Raw genomic sequence first — 15,977 nt, 5'->3', positions numbered from 1 at the left:
GGTTTTCCTGTCTATGGTCGCATTCACAAGATCTCGACCCTGGCATGTAATGGGCGCATAACAAAAAGGATAAATCCTATGCCCCGTTTGCTGGCGATCCTCTTGCTGGGCCTGGCGCTGAATGTCGCCCAGGCCGAGACCACGCTGTTTTCAGCGCAGGGCTACCGCATCGCCCAATACCGCAGCCCGACGCCCGCCACCGTCGACGGTGCACAGACCCTGGACACCCAGGCGTTGCAACAGCTGCTCGGGCAAGCGTCGCCTCCTCTGCTGATTGACGTGTACCGCCGGCCCTGGGTCCAGGGGCAGTTTATCGACAACGAGCCCCATGCCAACCTACCAGGCAGCCTGTGGCTGGCCAATACCGGCGACGGTGACCTCACGCCGGCCTGGCAAGACTATTTCGCCCATCACTTGCGCAAGGCCACCGCCGGGCAGACGGATCGACCACTGGTCTTTTATTGCCGCTCCGATTGCTGGTTGAGCTGGAACGCGGTAAAACGCGCCGCTGCCATGGGCTATAAGCAAGTGTACTGGTATCGCGATGGCCTCGATGCCTGGGAGGCGGCCAACCTGCCCCTGCAAGCGGCCCGCCCCGAACCCTTCCCCTGATTTTGCAAAGAAATGCGCGCAACTGCCCTGCCCCACACGACAATAACGAGGTGAATGGCCATGTATAAAATCCTGATAGCCGACGATCACCCACTGTTTCGCGAAGCCATCCACAACGTCATCAGCGACGGGTTTCCTGGCAGCGAGGTCATGGAAACCGCCGACCTGGACAGTGCCCTGGCCTTGACCGCCGAGCACGACGACCTGGACCTGATCCTGCTGGACCTGAACATGCCCGGCATGCACGGGCTCAATGGCCTGATAAACCTGCGCAACGAGGCACCGACCATTCCCGTGGTCATCGTTTCCGCCGAGCAGGACAAGCAAGTGGTGTTGCAGGCCATCACCTATGGCGCGGTGGGTTTCATCACCAAATCCTCGCCGCGCTCGCAGATGACCGACGCCATCGAGCAGATCCTCAACGGCAACGTGTACCTGCCGCCGGACATCATCCGCACGCAAAAGAGCCCGGTGGGCAGACGCCTGAACGAAAACCCGGCGTTCCCGCCGGAACTGCTCCAGGCCTTGACCCGCAAGCAACTGCTGGTGCTCGAACGCATGACCAAGGGCGAGTCGAACAAGCAGATCGCCTACACCCTGGATATCGCCGAAACCACGGTCAAGGCCCACGTCTCGGCGATCCTGCGCAAGCTCAATGTGCACAACCGGGTGCAGGCGATCCTCAGTGCCGGGGATATCGATTTCGGGGCTTATCTGCGGCGGTGAACAGGCAACACAACTACCTGCTGGGCCCGAGGCCATGGGGCCCCTGTGGCGAGGGAGCTTGCTCCCGCTGGGCTACGAAGTAGCCCCAAAACCGTTCACCCTGGTGTGTCAGGTTGAATGCATTCAGCCTCTTTGGGGTTGCTGCGCAACCCAGCGGGAGCAAGCTCCCTCGCCACAATGGGGACCGGCTCAAGGATTGCGGGGCTGGCTCAACAAATGACTCATCGCAATCTTCAACTTCATCGGCCGCACCGGCTTGTGCATCAGGGTGTGGCCGCGCTCGCGGATCTGCTGCTTGAGTTCGTTGCTGTAGTTGGCGGTGATCATCATCGCAGGGATCGGTGAGGCCCGGCGGGCGTTGATCCGGGCCACGGCATCGACGCCGTTCTGATCGTGGTCCAGGTGATAGTCGGCGATCAGCAGGTCCGCCTCGGCGTGGTAGTTGTCCACCTGGCGGGCCAGGTCCTGTTCCGACAGCGCGGTCACCACCCGACAACCCCAGCCTTCCAGCAAGGTGCGCATGCCGGCGCAGATCGCCGCATCGTTATCCAGCACCCAGACCCGTGCCCCACGCAGTCGCTCGAGCATTGGCTCGCTCATGTCCAGGCACGGCAACGGCTTGGGCGCGGTGGCGCTCAGCGGCACGTCGATGGCGAACATCGAGCCCTTGCCCGGCCAGGAGCGCACCTGGATCCGGTGTCCGAGGATCCCGGCAATCTTCTCGACAATCGCCAGGCCCAGGCCCAACCCACGGTCCTGGTTCGGGCGCTGCACGTCGCCACGCTTGAACTCCTGGAATATTTCCTCCAGGCGGTTCTCGGCGATGCCGATGCCGCTGTCCCAGACCTGGATCGACACGCGCTGGCGATGTCGGCGACAGCCCAGCACCACCCGCCCGCTGGGGGTGTAGCGAATGGCGTTGCTCAGCAGGTTACGCAGGATCCGCGCGAGCAGTTGCATGTCGCTGCGTACCAGCACCGAACAGCCGACAAAGTGCAACTCCAACCCTTCGCTGCGGGCGATCTGGGCGTATTCGGCGGCCAGGTTGTCCAGCAACTCACTGAGGCCGAACGGCGCGACATCGGCCTTGATAACCCCGGCGTCCAGCTTGGAGATGTCCACCAGGGTGCCCAACAGGTTCTCCACGTCCTGTAGCGAATTGCTGACGTTGCGCACCAGTTGCGCGTTGGCGACCGGCTCGCGGCGCTCAAGCAAGGCGCTGGTGAACAACCGGGCAGCGTTGAGCGGTTGCAGCAGGTCATGGCTGACGGCCGCGAGGAACTTGGTCTTGGACAGGTTGGCCTGCTCGGCCTCGCGCTTGGCCTCGCGCAGGCGCAACTCCACCCGGCTGCGCTCGTCGATTTCGCGCAACAACTGATCATTGAGCGTGGTCAGTTCGGCGGTGCGCTCCTGGACCCGCTGTTCCAGGTTCTGGTAAGCCTGGTGCAAGGCTTCGGCGGTGCGACGGCGTTCAGTGATGTCGCGGATCAACACGAAAATCCCGACCACTTCACCATTGGCCAAGCGGTTCGGCACGTAGGAGCGCAGCATGTAGCGCTCCTGGTTGTTGATGTTGGTCTCGGCGAATTCGAACGTCACGCTCTCACCCGCCAACGCCCGGGCCACGTAGGCTTCCAGGCGCTGGTAATGCTGCTCGCTATGGGCTTCGCGCAGGCTCTGGCCGAGCATCACCCCACGGGGCCAGCAATACCATTGCTCGTAGACCTTATTGGTGAACTCGTAGACCAGGTCGGCGTTGAGGTAGGCGATCAGCGCCGGCACATGATCGGTGATCAGGCGGATCCAGCGCTCGCTTTCGCTCAGTGCCTCGGCATGCTGGTAGCGCTCGGTGATGTCGGTGAAGGTGTTGACGTAGCCACCGGTGGGCAACGGATGCGTGCGAATCTCCAGCACCCGGCCATCGGACAGCCGCTGCTCGCATTCGTGGATCAGCCGGCCGTTGCTGTCGCGGCTGGCCGGGGTCAGCAGTTGCAACTCACTGTCGGCAATCACTTCGTTGAACGGCCTGTGGGCCGCCACCGGCGCCAGGCCGCTGAGTTCGAGGAAGCGCCGGTTCCACAGTTCCAGCACGCCTTGGGCATTGACCATCGCCACGCCCTGGGACAGGTTGTCCACTGCCCGCTGCAACAAATGGGATTTCTGCGCGATGGCCTGCTCGCGGCGCACGGTTTCGCTGAGCTTGACGTCGGTGATGTCGGTAAACAGGATCACCCGCCCGCCTTCCTGGGTCGGCCGCTCGCTGACTTGCAGCCAACGCCCGTTCTGCAAGCGATACAACACGTGCTCGTCGGCCTGGCCCCGGGGTTCTTCGCTGAACAGGCCGTTGGCGGTCATCAGGCGCTTGACCTCGGACAGACGCATGCCGGCGATGATCCGTACCCGGCTGTTGGCCCAGAAGGCCTTGAAGCGGCTGTTGAACAGGACGATGCGTTGCTGCTCGTCGAACAGCACAAACGCGTCGGAGATGCTTTCGATGGCATCGATCAGGTGTCGATGTGCGGTTTCCGCCCGCAGCCGCGCCTCGCCCAGCAAGTGATTGCCGGCCTTGAGTTCGGCCATGGCCTGGTTCAGGGCATCGGTGCGCTCACGCACCTGCTCGGCCAGCACCACCGAGTGTTGGAATGCCGCATAGGGGTCGTTGCCCCGGGTGACGCCGGACTCCACCCGCTCGATCAGCGCCTCGTTGATGCGCCGCAACTTGCGGTTTTCGTGCTGCAGACTGGCGAGCTGAGCCTGTAGGTCAGCGATGGCCGGGGACGCGATGTCGGGCAATGGCAACTCCGGTGAACGTCTGGTTGATGTGCATGCCATTGAACTGTTCTCCATAGGTGTTGAACCCCATCACCCGTTGTTCCCGCAGGAACTGGCCGATCTGCTCCAGGCCGCCACGATCTTCCAACTCCAGGCGCCGGAGGAAGCAATCGCAGCCGATGGTCAGCAACAAGTCGCCAAGGCGCGCCTGCAAACCGTCGAACAGCGTTTGCAGGTTGTGCAGCAAGGGACCGGGAGTCATCGCGGTAAGGACAATGCCGTTCTCCACCGCACAGTAGAAACTCAGGCTCAAGTCCGGGTGCACCTGCTGGATCGCCCGTACGTAGTACTGGTCATTGATGCGCACGGCCAAGGGATGGGCGGCGAACACCCGGTAGTCGAGCGCGCTCACCGGCACGCCAATGTGCCGGGCGTATTCCTCGGCGGCGGGTTCGGCGTTGAGCTCATAGACCCGTCGCGAGGCGCTGTCCGCACCGGTCACCACCAGTTTCTCTTGCCGAGGCAGGATGTGATGGGTGGTGAAGACTTCGAACTCCAGCCAGGTGTTGATCAACACCACCACGGCCGCGCCACTGTGGAATTGGCCTTCGAAGTAGACGTGGGTGTGGGTCAGGTAGTTGTCATCGCCGGCCGAACCGCCGAAATGCGGGATGTCCCCCAGGGCTGCGCTCAAGGCCGCCAGCACCATCTCCTCGCGGCTGGACAGGCCATCGAGCAGGGTCAAGGCGAAACTATGGCCCTTGATCGGCGCCAAGGCGTTGCTGCGACAACCGCTGGCCAGGCGCTCGACCATTTGCTGGGCGTCGATCAGGCTGAAGTGTTCCATTTCCCCGATCAGCTCGGCGGCAATGGAAAAGTGTCGATGGTCGAAACCCACCGCCGTCACGCAGTTGCGGCCGTAGCCCTGGGGGGTGATTTCCCCGGCGCTGGTGCAGCCCACCAGGCGAATCCCGCCGAAACTCTGGGACAGCGCCTGGCCCAGGGCCGGCAAGTCGTATTCGGCGGAACAGAAAAACAGCACGAACCCCAGGTGCGGGTGCAGCAACTGCCGCGCCAGCGCCTGGGCCACCTGCTGGACGTCGGTCGCCTGGGACATGGCGCTCACCACACCTTCGCTCTGGGCCTGCTGCATCGTCGCCTCCGGCGGGTGCGTGATAGGAGCCCTGAGTGTACGAAGCCGCGCCGGCTCGACGAATGCTACTTGGGTAGTGGGTGGACGCTTCCATGGGATGAGGTTGATGCGCAATGTGGCGAGGGAGCTTGCTCCCTCGCCACAAAGGCGGTTCGGCATACAAGCAACATTGCCAGGTATCAGTGACTCATCGGCGCCATCGCGCTTGCCTGCCCCAGCAGTTTCTGGTCGATGTCTTCCAGGCGCAGCACCCGGCCGCCGGTATCGCTGGCGAGTTTTTGTGCCGCCTGGGGATCGGAGAACGAGGCCAGTACCACGCCCATGGCGCCTTTGAGCCCACTGCCGATGACGAAGTAGGCGGTGCGGGCGTCGATCAGGTGGGCGTCATCCGGCGTGTCCCAATGACTGCGGCCCATGTCATGGACATACAGCTTGACGTCAGCCCGATGGTTTCCGGTTGCAGCCACCAGCCCAGCATCTCCGCCGTCGAGCAGAACTTCTTCACGCCCCCTGCCCCGACTGCCGCGCCCTTGGGCCCGGGAAAGTCAGTGATGACCATGCCGCACACATGGCACTCGTCACCGGGATGGAACGCCGGCACCGCCTCGCTGGCCGCGAGTGGTTCGGCCTTGTCGCAAGCTGCCAACGCCAGGCACATCAGTAACCCGGCCAAGAGACGGCCCGCCTTGAAGGACACCCTGTTCATCGTTGCATGCTCCCTTGTTCAAGTTTAGAAATCATGGGCACACCAGCAGGGCCGCGCCGAGTACGCTGATTTCCATACCTTTCTGGTACCAGAGCGTCAGCCACATCGGCCGGCTGGGCTCCTCGGCGGCCGCCAGTTGCTCGGCGCTGGATAATGGCCGTTCCAGGTAGGATTCGGGCAGTTGATAGACCAGCTCGAAACTGCTGAAGGAGCGGGATCGAGAATGACCTGGACATTGATCGGCTTGCCTGAATAAGCGGAAATGTTCACCCCATCCAGGCTCTGGAACACATAGCCCACGACCTTGCCGGCAGCGGACAGTTTGCGAAGCTCGAAGGGGCCGTCGGGCTCGGAGATCGAATCGACCGCGCTCAGGACGGGGTGGATACGCTGTTGCTGGATATCACCGTAGTCCTTGGCCTGGGCGAGGTTTGCGATCAACAACAAAAGAACGAACAGCCCATGGAGCCAGAAGGCTTTTCTCATCTCTTGCGCCTGGAGTAAATCTGCGCTTACACAACGCTGGGAACTCTATGTAACGGTGGAACCACTCATCGATTCGACAATGTGGTTGAAGGATAAAGGGCTTCGTCATCCACTCCAGTTTTCCAGTACGCCAAGTCATTCACGTGCCTAGCCGAACGTTACGAAGATAATTGCTGCCCTACCCGGAGGAGGACAATCAATGTGTCGCCCTTCGAAATGGGCGCAGTTCCACTCCTCGTCAAGCCGGAGAAGCAGCCCAACCTGATAACTGCATTACATCGACGGAATAAAGTGCCAACTTCGGCTGTTGTAAAGACTTAACATGACTAAGGGCTTGTGGATGAGAATTTTGATTGTCGGTGGCGGAATCGCCGGTTTTTCCATGGCCAGGGCGCTTGAGCTCAAAGGCTACCAGGCAGATTTGGTTGAACGCCGCCCTGACGAAAGCTCCGGTGACTCAGGACTGTTCCTGCCGGGAAACGCTGGCCGCGCGCTCAAGCAACTGGGCCTGCTCGACCGTGTTCAAAGTGCCGCCGCCGTCATCCGCACCCAGAGCATCCTCGACAAAAACGGCAGGCAATTATCTGTGACACAGACCCAAGACGTGTGGGGATCATGTGGGCCCTGCCTCTCACTTCCTCGCGCCGAATTACACGGCATTCTGCGTCAATCCTTGTCTCGGACTCAGCTACGTTTTGGATTGGCGGTAGAAGCAATCGAGCAATCAGCCACGACATGCCAGGTGAACTTTTCCGATGGCTCATCCGCCACTTATGACATTGTCATCGGTGCTGACGGTATTGGTTCATCGGTACGCAGCATGCTGTTCCCGGCGATCGATCCGACCTACGTCGGCAATGTCAGCTGGCGTTTCATAACGCGTAACACCACGGCAATTGATAGCTGGACGGCGATGCTGGGTCATCGCAAAGCTCTGCTCGCAATTCCGGTAAACGCCAATGACATCTACGTATACGCCGATACCGCGCTCGCCTTCCAGGACATTCAGAGCACAACTGCGCAAGCATCGCTGCCAGCACTGTTCAACGATTTTTCCGGTCCTATTTTGCCGCTCATTACGCAGATACCTGCCGGCACTCTGGTGCATTTCAGCAAAATAGAACAAGTCGTCATGGACGATTGGGTAAAGGGACGTGTTGTGCTCATTGGCGATGCGGCTCACGCAGCCTCACCGAGTATGGCGCAGAACGCAGGCATGGCGCTTGAGGATGCGCTGGTATTGGCAGCGTCGATAGCCGCAACAGAGAGCCCAGATGGCGCGCTTGCGACTTACACCGCTAAACGCAGACACCGCGTTGAATGGACGCAAAAGCAATGCGCAGCCCGGGATAAAATGCGGGCGTGGCCGACTCCGATGCGCAACGCCGTCCTCAAAGTGTTCGGTAACAGATTGTATGCACGGAGTTACTCGCCTTTGGCGGCGCCCCTTTGAGTAAAGATCCGGGGCAACGAATGGCTGGTCGATATGGGAACCCGCAGAGAATCTGGAACCACACATTGGATTTAATACTAAGGAAGTGATCACAATGGGTGGTAACTGTATTTCCCGCGTGCGCAACAATCACATGGACGCCACCACGGTGGCTCCATCACCGCCCGAGCCGACTACCGATGGCCCCGCGGCTCATCCACACGATGCGCAAGATACCCCAAGAGACTCATCCTTAACGCGACCGCATGCCCCTGCGAACCATCCACGCGCGTCACTCTTGACGGGCATTCAGTTTGAACATTCATCTGCAGGCCACTCACTTCGGCCCAGCCCTTTGAGCAATGTTCCGCCAGAAATTTTTCTTGAGGTGGCCAGTCATTTGCCTGCGAAAGACAAGGCTGCGCTCGCCAGTACGGCGCGCGCTTACCACCAGACCTTACCCACTGCCGGCCGGGAGCATAAACAATTGCAGAAATTGTTCCGCCAGCTCAATGCTGGTCATGGACGCGCTGCCCCCCAGGCAATAGACGATGCCCTTAGGTTATTAGCCTCACCCCTCCACCCGGAAGATCATGAAAAACTGAGTCGCCGCCTGACAACCTATTTGCAACGCCAACTTTCAGAATTAAGCACCGGCACTCGATACGTTGGGCACTTGGAGAAAACGATCGAGCAGTCTCTATCATTAATTGATACTTCACCCCGTCAAAGCATGGGCCTCGCGAGCGCAATTTCGCCGTTGTTGAATCTCACACGTACGCCGGCCTTGGCCACTACAGGCTTGGCTGCATCAAGCAAGTTGCGCGATGTCGTCACGTCGGCCCAGCCGATGAGCATGACGACAACAACAAAAGACCAGATGGCCTGGACCTTGAGGAATCTGAACCTGCATGGGTTGCAACACCTACCCGAACAAGAGCGAGGCGCCGCGCTCGAGCAACATGTAAGCGCAATGGAGAGCTTATATGCAACGAGCTACACACCCTCGTTGCCGATGCTCAACCCGCTATCTTCCGCGATCCGACAAGTTGCCTCGCTGCCAGCCCCACAGCAAGCGGGTATTGAGGCCAGACTGGATCAGCTTCAACGCTGGGCTAGATAAACAGATCGGATCGCATAAAGGGCATCTGAGGCTAGAAATACAGCGTGGTGCCTATCACCCTGGTGCCATACATTTCGTCAGGTGCTTTACAGCGTTAAAAATGCCCCGCCATTTTGCTGCGACAAAAAACGCTTGGCATAAATGCCAAGCGCATACTCATAGTCCTGACTGCAGCCTATCGACCTCATCCGAGAGGCGTGAATCAGACGGGATTCTCCGTCGCACCTCCGCCCTCTCTGAGTCTGCGATGCTCCAGCGCGCGGTCCTTTATTTCTCTCGCCGTAGTGACAGCGCCTCGCGCCAGCGCCTTACCGGCCTCGAGCGTTGCATCAGCAACTTCCTGCGCTTTGGCGGGAACGTCCTCTTGCAATACTTTTACGGCCGCATTGCTGAGGGGCTCGGTTGCAATACTGGCCACCCCATAAGAACCAAAAGTAAGCGCCGACATGGCGAGGTTAACCGTGTGGTCTACCGCAGCGACCTTTCCTGGCTCCAGACCTTTCTGGGTTGCCAGATCTCTGGCCGCACCACGAGCCAGCGATGCCAAAGCGAATCCGCCGCCCAGTACGCCCGCGTTGGAAACCATACTTGGGAAGGAAAACGCGCCACTCAGAGCCGATGCCGTATCGGTAATGACGTCCAGGGGAAGCTTGGCCAGACGTTTGGCACCGTTTGCCATCGGGCTCAGTGCTGTACTTTCTTTCAGCGCTTGATATTGGGTCTTCCAGTCGGTACGACCTAAAAGATAGGCGGGCCCGGCACGATGGGCCTGCAAGTCGTTTTTGTTCATAAGATGGGCATAACCTGCGCCGGCAGCCAAACCTCCCGCTGAGGCGATAGCCGTATCAACCGCCGAGGCAGCCTTCGGTCCGACTGTGGCATTCATGGCGCCCGCTACCACCAAGCGCACAGCATTGCGAGCACTGAAGGTCTGCCAGGACAGCGCAGACTCCCCAGCGTTACTCACCCTGGTTTGCTCCTTTTTGCTGGTCAGGGCTTGCTGCATCACCGGCTCCAAGGTTTCCGGCGGCGGCTTCAGCCAATAAGTGTCGTGCGTGGCTCTCGCCAGCAGACCACCGCCTACCGCATCCATCGCACCGGAAAAGGAGCCCGCCACAAAGCCGGTCAAGGCTGGATTATCGGCAACATGAGCCGTCACCTCGGGCACCTTGTCCAAAATAACCGAGGCCGCCGCAAAGGGTACGGAAGCCACCGCACCTTGTATCGGAGCCGTGACACGATCCATGCGCGCCGCTTTGTCGAGCAACGCATCGAGCGTCTCCGGCGTCTCTCCCATTTCCTTCAATTCAACGGCGCGATCATGAATCAAGGCATTGATGGCCTCATGGTTCTCAGCCGTCCTGTGGGGTTCGAACAGGCCGTCAAGTTTGTCTTTCAACGCGGTCAGCTCTGGAGAGTTGTCTCCATTAACAGACGACACGTCCCCGCTTCGCTCCAGATGCGTTGATCGCGCATCGTCAACGTGATGTCTCTCTAGTGTGCGCAGTGGCACGGGCGAGCCGGCTCTATTGATATCCATGAGGTGCTACTCCTTACATGCGGGTTTATGTTCTGCGCAAACGCGAGGTGTCTATCAGCCAGGCAGTTGGCCTCTGCCGCTTCCAATGATCTCGGCGAATTGCAATACGTTGGCCGGATAACCGGGATCCCCTACCCCTCCGGTATCCGCCAAATCGTTGCGATTGACCTTGTCGGGGCCAGAGTTATAGGCGCGCAGCCCTGCGCCGATGTCGCCACCGAAAGCATTGGTCTGATCACGCAAATAGAGGGCCCCCGCCATGATGTTGTCGCGGGGGTTGTTGACGTCGGCATTGCCAAGCAGCGCTGGATTGTCCCTCTTCAATTGAGCGAAGGTGTCGGCATTGACTTGCATCAAGCCAGCGTCGGTCTTGCCGTTGACATTGGTGCTGCTGGAATTCAGGTTGCCTCTGGACTCCGCCCAGATCTGCGCTGCTATCACGTTGCCTGGAACGCCCGTAGCATTGGAGGCATCCACGATATCCTGGCGATACGGCTCCAGCTGCGCGGGCAAATGCAACCCACCCTGACCGCTCAAGGCCGGACTGCCTGCCACACCACCGGCCTGGGCATTGTTGACTCCACCGCCTGGCGCGGCAGAACTACCCGGTTGCGCCATCAACGTGTTGTGAGGTTGAGGCCCTGGCTGGGCAACCCCGCCTTCCCCGGCCCCTTCCTGTTGATTCATCAAGGAATGGAGCCACTGCATGATGGCCTTCATGATGACTTCCATCAGTTGCATCATCAGGTCCGTTGGCTCGGCATTACACTTCTGTGCAGACACAGGCCCGTCAGGCACCTGCGGAGGCGGGCCGAAATTGATCGGCCGCTCAGGGCGAGCTGCGAACATATCGCCAGCCACGGCGGGATTTGAACCGGCGTGCCGTCTAAACCGCTCGTTGTGGTTTTCAGGCGCAAGGAGCGCCTCGGGGGCGGGGCTACGAATGGGAGAGATAGACAGGCTCAAATTCAATGCTCCAGGTTCGCGGATACAGTGGCGATCGGTTCGAGGGCATAGTGCTCAGGCAAAACGGTTTGATGTACGGAGTGCGAAACAGGGCCAGTATCGAACAGTCGCCTCATCAATCGAGCAAACTGACGTTTGGCGGAAGGCGATTTTTCGACGAGCGCTCTGGTCGTTTCCTGCAACGCCAGCTCGATGCCGGTTGGCCTGAATACAAGCAATGTTCGGCTGGAGGCCAGGTTCGCGCACACATTCCCGGCGCTTACCGATGATGTCTCGAGTGTCCAGTTCGGAACCCGTGCGATAGCCTGTCCGGCCTCGGAATTGTCATCAGGACCCTGGATGTAAGCGATGCAGATTCGCATACCGGGCACTCCGTGAAGATGGGATCTAAATAATGCGTGGAGCCAGAGGCGAAAGAGGTTCCCTGTTCTAATCGCCATGGGCACAGATTCGCTTGGGCTCAGTACTCGCTGGAGACTCGCCGCTTGAGTTGCTCGCGGGCCCGCGACAGGCGCGAACGCACCGTGCCAACCGGTATATCCAGCCGAGCGGCGGTCTCCAGGTAATTACCTTCCATTTCCATCGCGACCCGAATCACCTCCTCCATATTCGGCGGCAAGGTTTCCATCGCACGAAAGACTCGCACCAGCTGACGCAAGCCGCTGACCTCGGACACAACATCGCGACTGTCGGCCATCTCCAATACGCCGCATTCTTGCAGGTCATCATGAAACGGCTGGTTGTAGAGGCGCCTGAAATGGCTGCGAACGAGGTTGAGCGCAATGCCGCAGAGCCAGGTCAGCAGCAGCGAGTCGTGCCGAAACTTGTGCTCGTTACGTAGCGCTTCGAGGAAGGTTGCCTGAAGCAGATCCTCTGCATCATCAGGGTTCGCGACCTTTGCCCTGATAAACAACCGCACCTTCTGCACCATCCTGCGATCGAGCTGACGAAGGAGAGAAGCCGGAGCCGGATACGTGATCGAGTTGATTACACACATGGACAATAACCATTTGACGGTAAGTCCGGCTGTAAGAGCGATATGCGTGCCAACCGTTTGCGCGATCTAAACCACTGTTCTTCATGAAGATTTTTTTAAGTTTTTTTCTGTTCGTGCAATCTTTTGCATAAACCGATCGAAGTCGTCACGCATTTATGCACGCCCGCGCGAAAGCGCTGACTTCAGGAACCCGATGGTGGGTTTGCGCCACTCACTGCGCATGATTCTTTGCATCGATGCCGTCCCATGAAAATCCCCGGTTTCACCCCAGTCGCGATTCATTCGGTCAATCCGGTAAGCGCCCGCCCAGCGTTGTCCGCTACGCAGACGGCGTCGCACATCGCAAAAGACCAGGGCACCACGCCGCAACAGGTGGCGCGATTCACCTCGGCATTGATCCAACAAAGCAAAGAACTCAGCCAGCGTGAGCTGGTCATCGGCGGTACCGTCTTGCAATCAAAGGCGATGAAGCTCGGTGAGCTTTATCAGATGCTGATGGGCAGTAATGACAGAAGGCTGGATGAAGCAGTGCGTATCCTGCGCCAGACCCTGAAACGTCAACGCCCTGATGAGTCGATGCTTGGCCGGGTGCTCGCCTTCGCTGGCGGGGACCCGGCCAAAGCGCACGTCATGCTGCAAGCCGCAATGAAACAAGCACATCACGAGGGGGCCCGGGATGAGCACCAGGCGCTGTCGGATCACGCCAGCGCACTCAGGCAGCGCCATGGCAACAGAGCCCGCGCGGGGATCAATACGGCCCGGGCCTTTTCCAGATCGGGGCTGGACTCTCAGCGACGCAAGAATCTGCGGGAACTGTATTACAACGGCGTCGTGGGCCAGCCCACCATAACCAGCCTCATCGACACGCTATTGGGTCAAGAGGATGGCGAAGCACAGTTCGAGCCGACCTTGCGCGACCTGCGTCGTGCCATTGCCGACGACCTGGCCTCAGCCAATCCATCGAGCCCTCGCCAGCAATTACGCACCTTGATGCATGGCGTGAATACCGCCAGGCATGTATCGACTCTGCTTAAAAGCTGCGAACACCTGCTCGGGCGCATGCGTGACAAGAACCCGCAACTGCAGGTGAGCGCACCGACGTTTCTCAAACACTTGCTCGTACTCTCGGGCAAGGGCATGAACCTGCAGGAAACCTTGCAACTCACGCAATTTATCGGCGGCGCGCAACTCAAGCATCAGTTGTCATTCCTCAACGGCCTGCGCCCGATGCTCCAACAGCTGCCTATCTTGCTGTGGCAAGACCTCAAGTCCCGACAGAATGCTTTGGGGAACCTGTTGTTGCTGATGGCCGAACTCACTCAGCAAGAGCAAAACCAGCTCAAGGGGAACCTGGCCTGATGAATCTGATTATCGACCTGCTAAACCGTCTGGCACTCGCGGCGATGCGCCGCTCAGAAGTCGTCGGTGCGTTTATCGTGCTGGCCATTGTGTTCATGATGATTACCCCGATACCCACCTGGCTGGTGGACATTCTGATCGCGGTGAACATCTGCATCTCCTGTCTGCTGATCATGTTGGCCATGCAGTTGCCCCGCCCACTCGCCTTCTCGACGTTCCCTTCGGTGCTGCTGATCACAACCATGTTTCGTCTGGCCCTGTCGATTGCCACGACCCGGCTGATTCTGCTGGACCAGGACGCCGGGCACATCGTGGAAGCGTTCGGGCAATTCGTGGTGGGCGGAAACCTGGCGGTCGGCATGGTGATTTTCATGATTCTGACAGTGGTGAATTTCATGGTCATCACCAAGGGTTCGGAACGGGTGGCCGAAGTAGGCGCACGTTTCACGCTTGACGCCATGCCCGGTAAACAGATGTCGATCGACAGTGACTTACGTGCCAACCTCATCAGCGTCCACGAGGCCAAGCGCAGGCGCTCGGAGCTTGGCAAGGAAAGCCAGCTGTTTGGCGCAATGGACGGAGCAATGAAGTTCGTCAACGGCGACGCAATCGCCAGCCTGATCATCGTCGCGATCAACATGATTGGCGGTATCACCATTGGCGTCATACAACACGGCATGACTGCCGGCGATGCCGTGCAGCTGTATTCGGTACTGACCATCGGCGACGGCCTCATTGCACAGATCCCCGCGCTGCTGATCTCCGTGACGGCCGGCATGATCATCACTCGCGTGCCGAACGAAGATGCCGCCGGGCCGGCCAATATCGGCCGTGAAATTGCTGAACAGATCACCAGCCAGCCCAAGGCCTGGATCATCGCCTCGGCAGCGATGCTCGGCTTCGCCGCCATGCCCGGGATGCCGACCCTGGTGTTCATCACGATCGCCATCATCTGTTGCGGCGGCGGCCTGTTGCAGATCAATCGCGCCAAGCCCAAGGGCAATCAAGAGCAAGCCGCCCCGACCACCCCGGAAAATAACGGACAGGAAGACCTGCGAATGTTCCTGCCCAGCCGCCAGTTTGTCCTGCAATTTCATCCCAGCCAGAGTCTTGAGCGGATCGAAGCCCTGGTCAGCGAGATTCGTCAACGGCGCAATCGCCTGGTGGTGAACTTCGGGCTGACGCTGCCCTCGTTCATCATCGAACACCAGGCGCATCTGGAGCCGGATGAATTCCGCTTTACGGTGTACGAGGTTCCTGTACTCAAGGCCACGTTCAGCGAGACCCTGGTGGCTATCGATGGCTCCTCACAGGCCATTGAGAGCGACCAGCAATACAGCAAAGGCAGTTCGGAACGGCAGGAAAGCCAATGGATCTGGGTACCGGCCGATGCTGACCACCTGAACAATTGCGACGTGGAAATTATCAGCCCCAATACGCTGATTATCGAACGCATGGAGCGCGCGCTGCAGATTTGCGGGCCGCAATTCATCGGGCTGCAGGAAACCAAAGCGATCCTCGGTTGGCTGGAGACAGAACAGCCGGAACTGGCGCAGGAGCTGCAGCGCGTCATGCCTCTGGCGCGTTTTTCTCAGGTACTGCAGCGGCTGGCTTCCGAATGCGTGCCCCTGCGCGGTATCCGGGTGATCGCCGAAACCTTGATCGAACATGGGCAACATGAGCGAGATGTCCTGGTCCTCACCGATTATGTACGTATCGCCCTCAAGTCGTTGATCTACAACCAGTATTGCAGCCAGGAGGGATTGCTCGTCTGGCTGTTCACCCCTGAGAGCGAAGGCATCCTGCGTGACAGCCTGCGTCAGACGCAAACCGAGACATTCTTTGCCCTGAACAGCGAATCCAGCCTGATGCTGGTTCAACAATTGCGCATGGCTTTCCCGCAGCGATCGTCAGAACGCGCGGTGATGTTGGTCGCCCAGGATCTGCGCGCTCCGCTACGCACGTTATTGCAGGACGAGTTCCATCACGTGCCGGTGCTCTCCTTTGCCGAGATTACCAATGCCTCCGAGGTGAAGGTGCTCGGCCGTTTCGACCTGGAAAATGAATTCTTGCCCTTGGAAGACGACTATGCGGCTTGATGTCGA

12 protein-coding genes and 2 pseudogenes are annotated in these 15,977 nt (G+C 59.5%); 6 read left to right on the top strand and 8 right to left on the bottom strand.

Features of this window, described 5'->3' with window-relative positions; translation table 11 throughout:
• The first annotated feature begins 78 nt into the window (after window positions 1–78).
• Together AB7M32_RS17465 and AB7M32_RS17460 are read left to right on the top strand one after the other, a co-directional pair.
• Entirely contained in the window at window positions 79–612 is a 534-nt protein-coding gene (locus tag AB7M32_RS17465; RefSeq protein ID WP_454250722.1) for a PQQ-dependent catabolism-associated CXXCW motif protein, read from the top strand.
• A 60-nt stretch (window positions 613–672) separates the two neighbouring features.
• Window positions 673–1,338 (top strand): response regulator transcription factor, encoded by a 666-nt coding sequence (locus AB7M32_RS17460; RefSeq protein WP_060742607.1) that lies wholly within the window; start codon window positions 673–675, stop codon window positions 1,336–1,338.
• A 189-nt stretch (window positions 1,339–1,527) separates the two neighbouring features.
• On the opposite strand, the gene nahK is transcribed toward AB7M32_RS17460, so the two are convergent.
• From nahK to AB7M32_RS17440, 4 genes and pseudogenes are all read right to left on the bottom strand, one after another.
• On the bottom strand, window positions 1,528–4,170 hold the full coding sequence (gene nahK / locus AB7M32_RS17455) for a hybrid sensor histidine kinase/response regulator NahK/ErcS' (RefSeq protein WP_454250721.1): 2,643 nt from the start codon (window positions 4,168–4,170) through the stop codon (window positions 1,528–1,530).
• Window positions 4,100–5,263, bottom strand: coding sequence for a nitric oxide-sensing protein NosP (gene nosP / locus AB7M32_RS17450; protein WP_454250720.1), 1,164 nt, complete (start codon window positions 5,261–5,263; stop codon window positions 4,100–4,102). The genes nahK and nosP overlap by 71 nt, the downstream gene beginning before the upstream one ends.
• Window positions 5,264–5,442: 179 nt before the next feature.
• Window positions 5,443–5,969, bottom strand: a pseudogene (locus AB7M32_RS17445) (nitrous oxide reductase accessory protein NosL).
• Between the two features lie 168 nt (window positions 5,970–6,137).
• Window positions 6,138–6,455: pseudogene (locus AB7M32_RS17440) on the bottom strand (regulatory protein NosR); the annotation flags it as partial.
• A 322-nt stretch (window positions 6,456–6,777) separates the two neighbouring features.
• Here AB7M32_RS17440 and AB7M32_RS17435 point away from each other — a divergent pair.
• Together AB7M32_RS17435 and AB7M32_RS17430 are read left to right on the top strand one after the other, a co-directional pair.
• A complete protein-coding gene (locus tag AB7M32_RS17435) occupies window positions 6,778–7,908 on the top strand; it encodes an FAD-dependent monooxygenase (RefSeq protein ID WP_454250719.1) in 1,131 nt (376 codons plus the stop codon).
• A gap of 277 nt (window positions 7,909–8,185) precedes the next feature.
• Window positions 8,186–9,010: a hypothetical protein gene (locus AB7M32_RS17430; RefSeq protein WP_454250718.1), complete on the top strand. Its 825-nt coding sequence runs from the start codon at window positions 8,186–8,188 to the stop codon at window positions 9,008–9,010.
• 202 nt (window positions 9,011–9,212) lie between these two features.
• Here AB7M32_RS17430 and AB7M32_RS17425 read toward each other — a convergent pair whose 3' ends face one another.
• From AB7M32_RS17425 to AB7M32_RS17410, 4 genes are all read right to left on the bottom strand, one after another.
• Entirely contained in the window at window positions 9,213–10,550 is a 1,338-nt protein-coding gene (locus tag AB7M32_RS17425) for a hypothetical protein (protein WP_454250717.1), read from the bottom strand.
• A gap of 54 nt (window positions 10,551–10,604) precedes the next feature.
• Entirely contained in the window at window positions 10,605–11,516 is a 912-nt protein-coding gene (locus AB7M32_RS17420) for a transglycosylase SLT domain-containing protein (RefSeq protein ID WP_454250716.1), read from the bottom strand.
• Window positions 11,517–11,518: 2 nt separating this feature from the next.
• Window positions 11,519–11,878: a hypothetical protein gene (locus AB7M32_RS17415; protein WP_454250715.1), complete on the bottom strand. Its 360-nt coding sequence runs from the start codon at window positions 11,876–11,878 to the stop codon at window positions 11,519–11,521.
• 98 nt (window positions 11,879–11,976) lie between these two features.
• A complete protein-coding gene (locus AB7M32_RS17410; protein ID WP_454250714.1) occupies window positions 11,977–12,513 on the bottom strand; it encodes an RNA polymerase sigma factor in 537 nt (178 codons plus the stop codon).
• Between the two features lie 246 nt (window positions 12,514–12,759).
• On the opposite strand from AB7M32_RS17410, the gene sctW reads away from it, so the two are divergent.
• A complete protein-coding gene (gene sctW, locus AB7M32_RS17405) occupies window positions 12,760–13,872 on the top strand; it encodes a type III secretion system gatekeeper subunit SctW (protein ID WP_454250713.1) in 1,113 nt (370 codons plus the stop codon).
• On the top strand, window positions 13,872–15,971 hold the full coding sequence (gene sctV / locus AB7M32_RS17400; protein ID WP_454252154.1) for a type III secretion system export apparatus subunit SctV: 2,100 nt from the start codon (window positions 13,872–13,874) through the stop codon (window positions 15,969–15,971). The genes sctW and sctV overlap by 1 nt, the downstream gene beginning before the upstream one ends.
• Window positions 15,972–15,977: the final 6 nt, after the last annotated feature.

The sequence above is a fragment of the Pseudomonas sp. R151218B TE3479 genome (assembly GCF_053629195.1).
The sequence above is the reverse complement of the archived record's forward strand: the minus strand, read 5'-3'. Positions and strand labels throughout refer to the sequence as shown.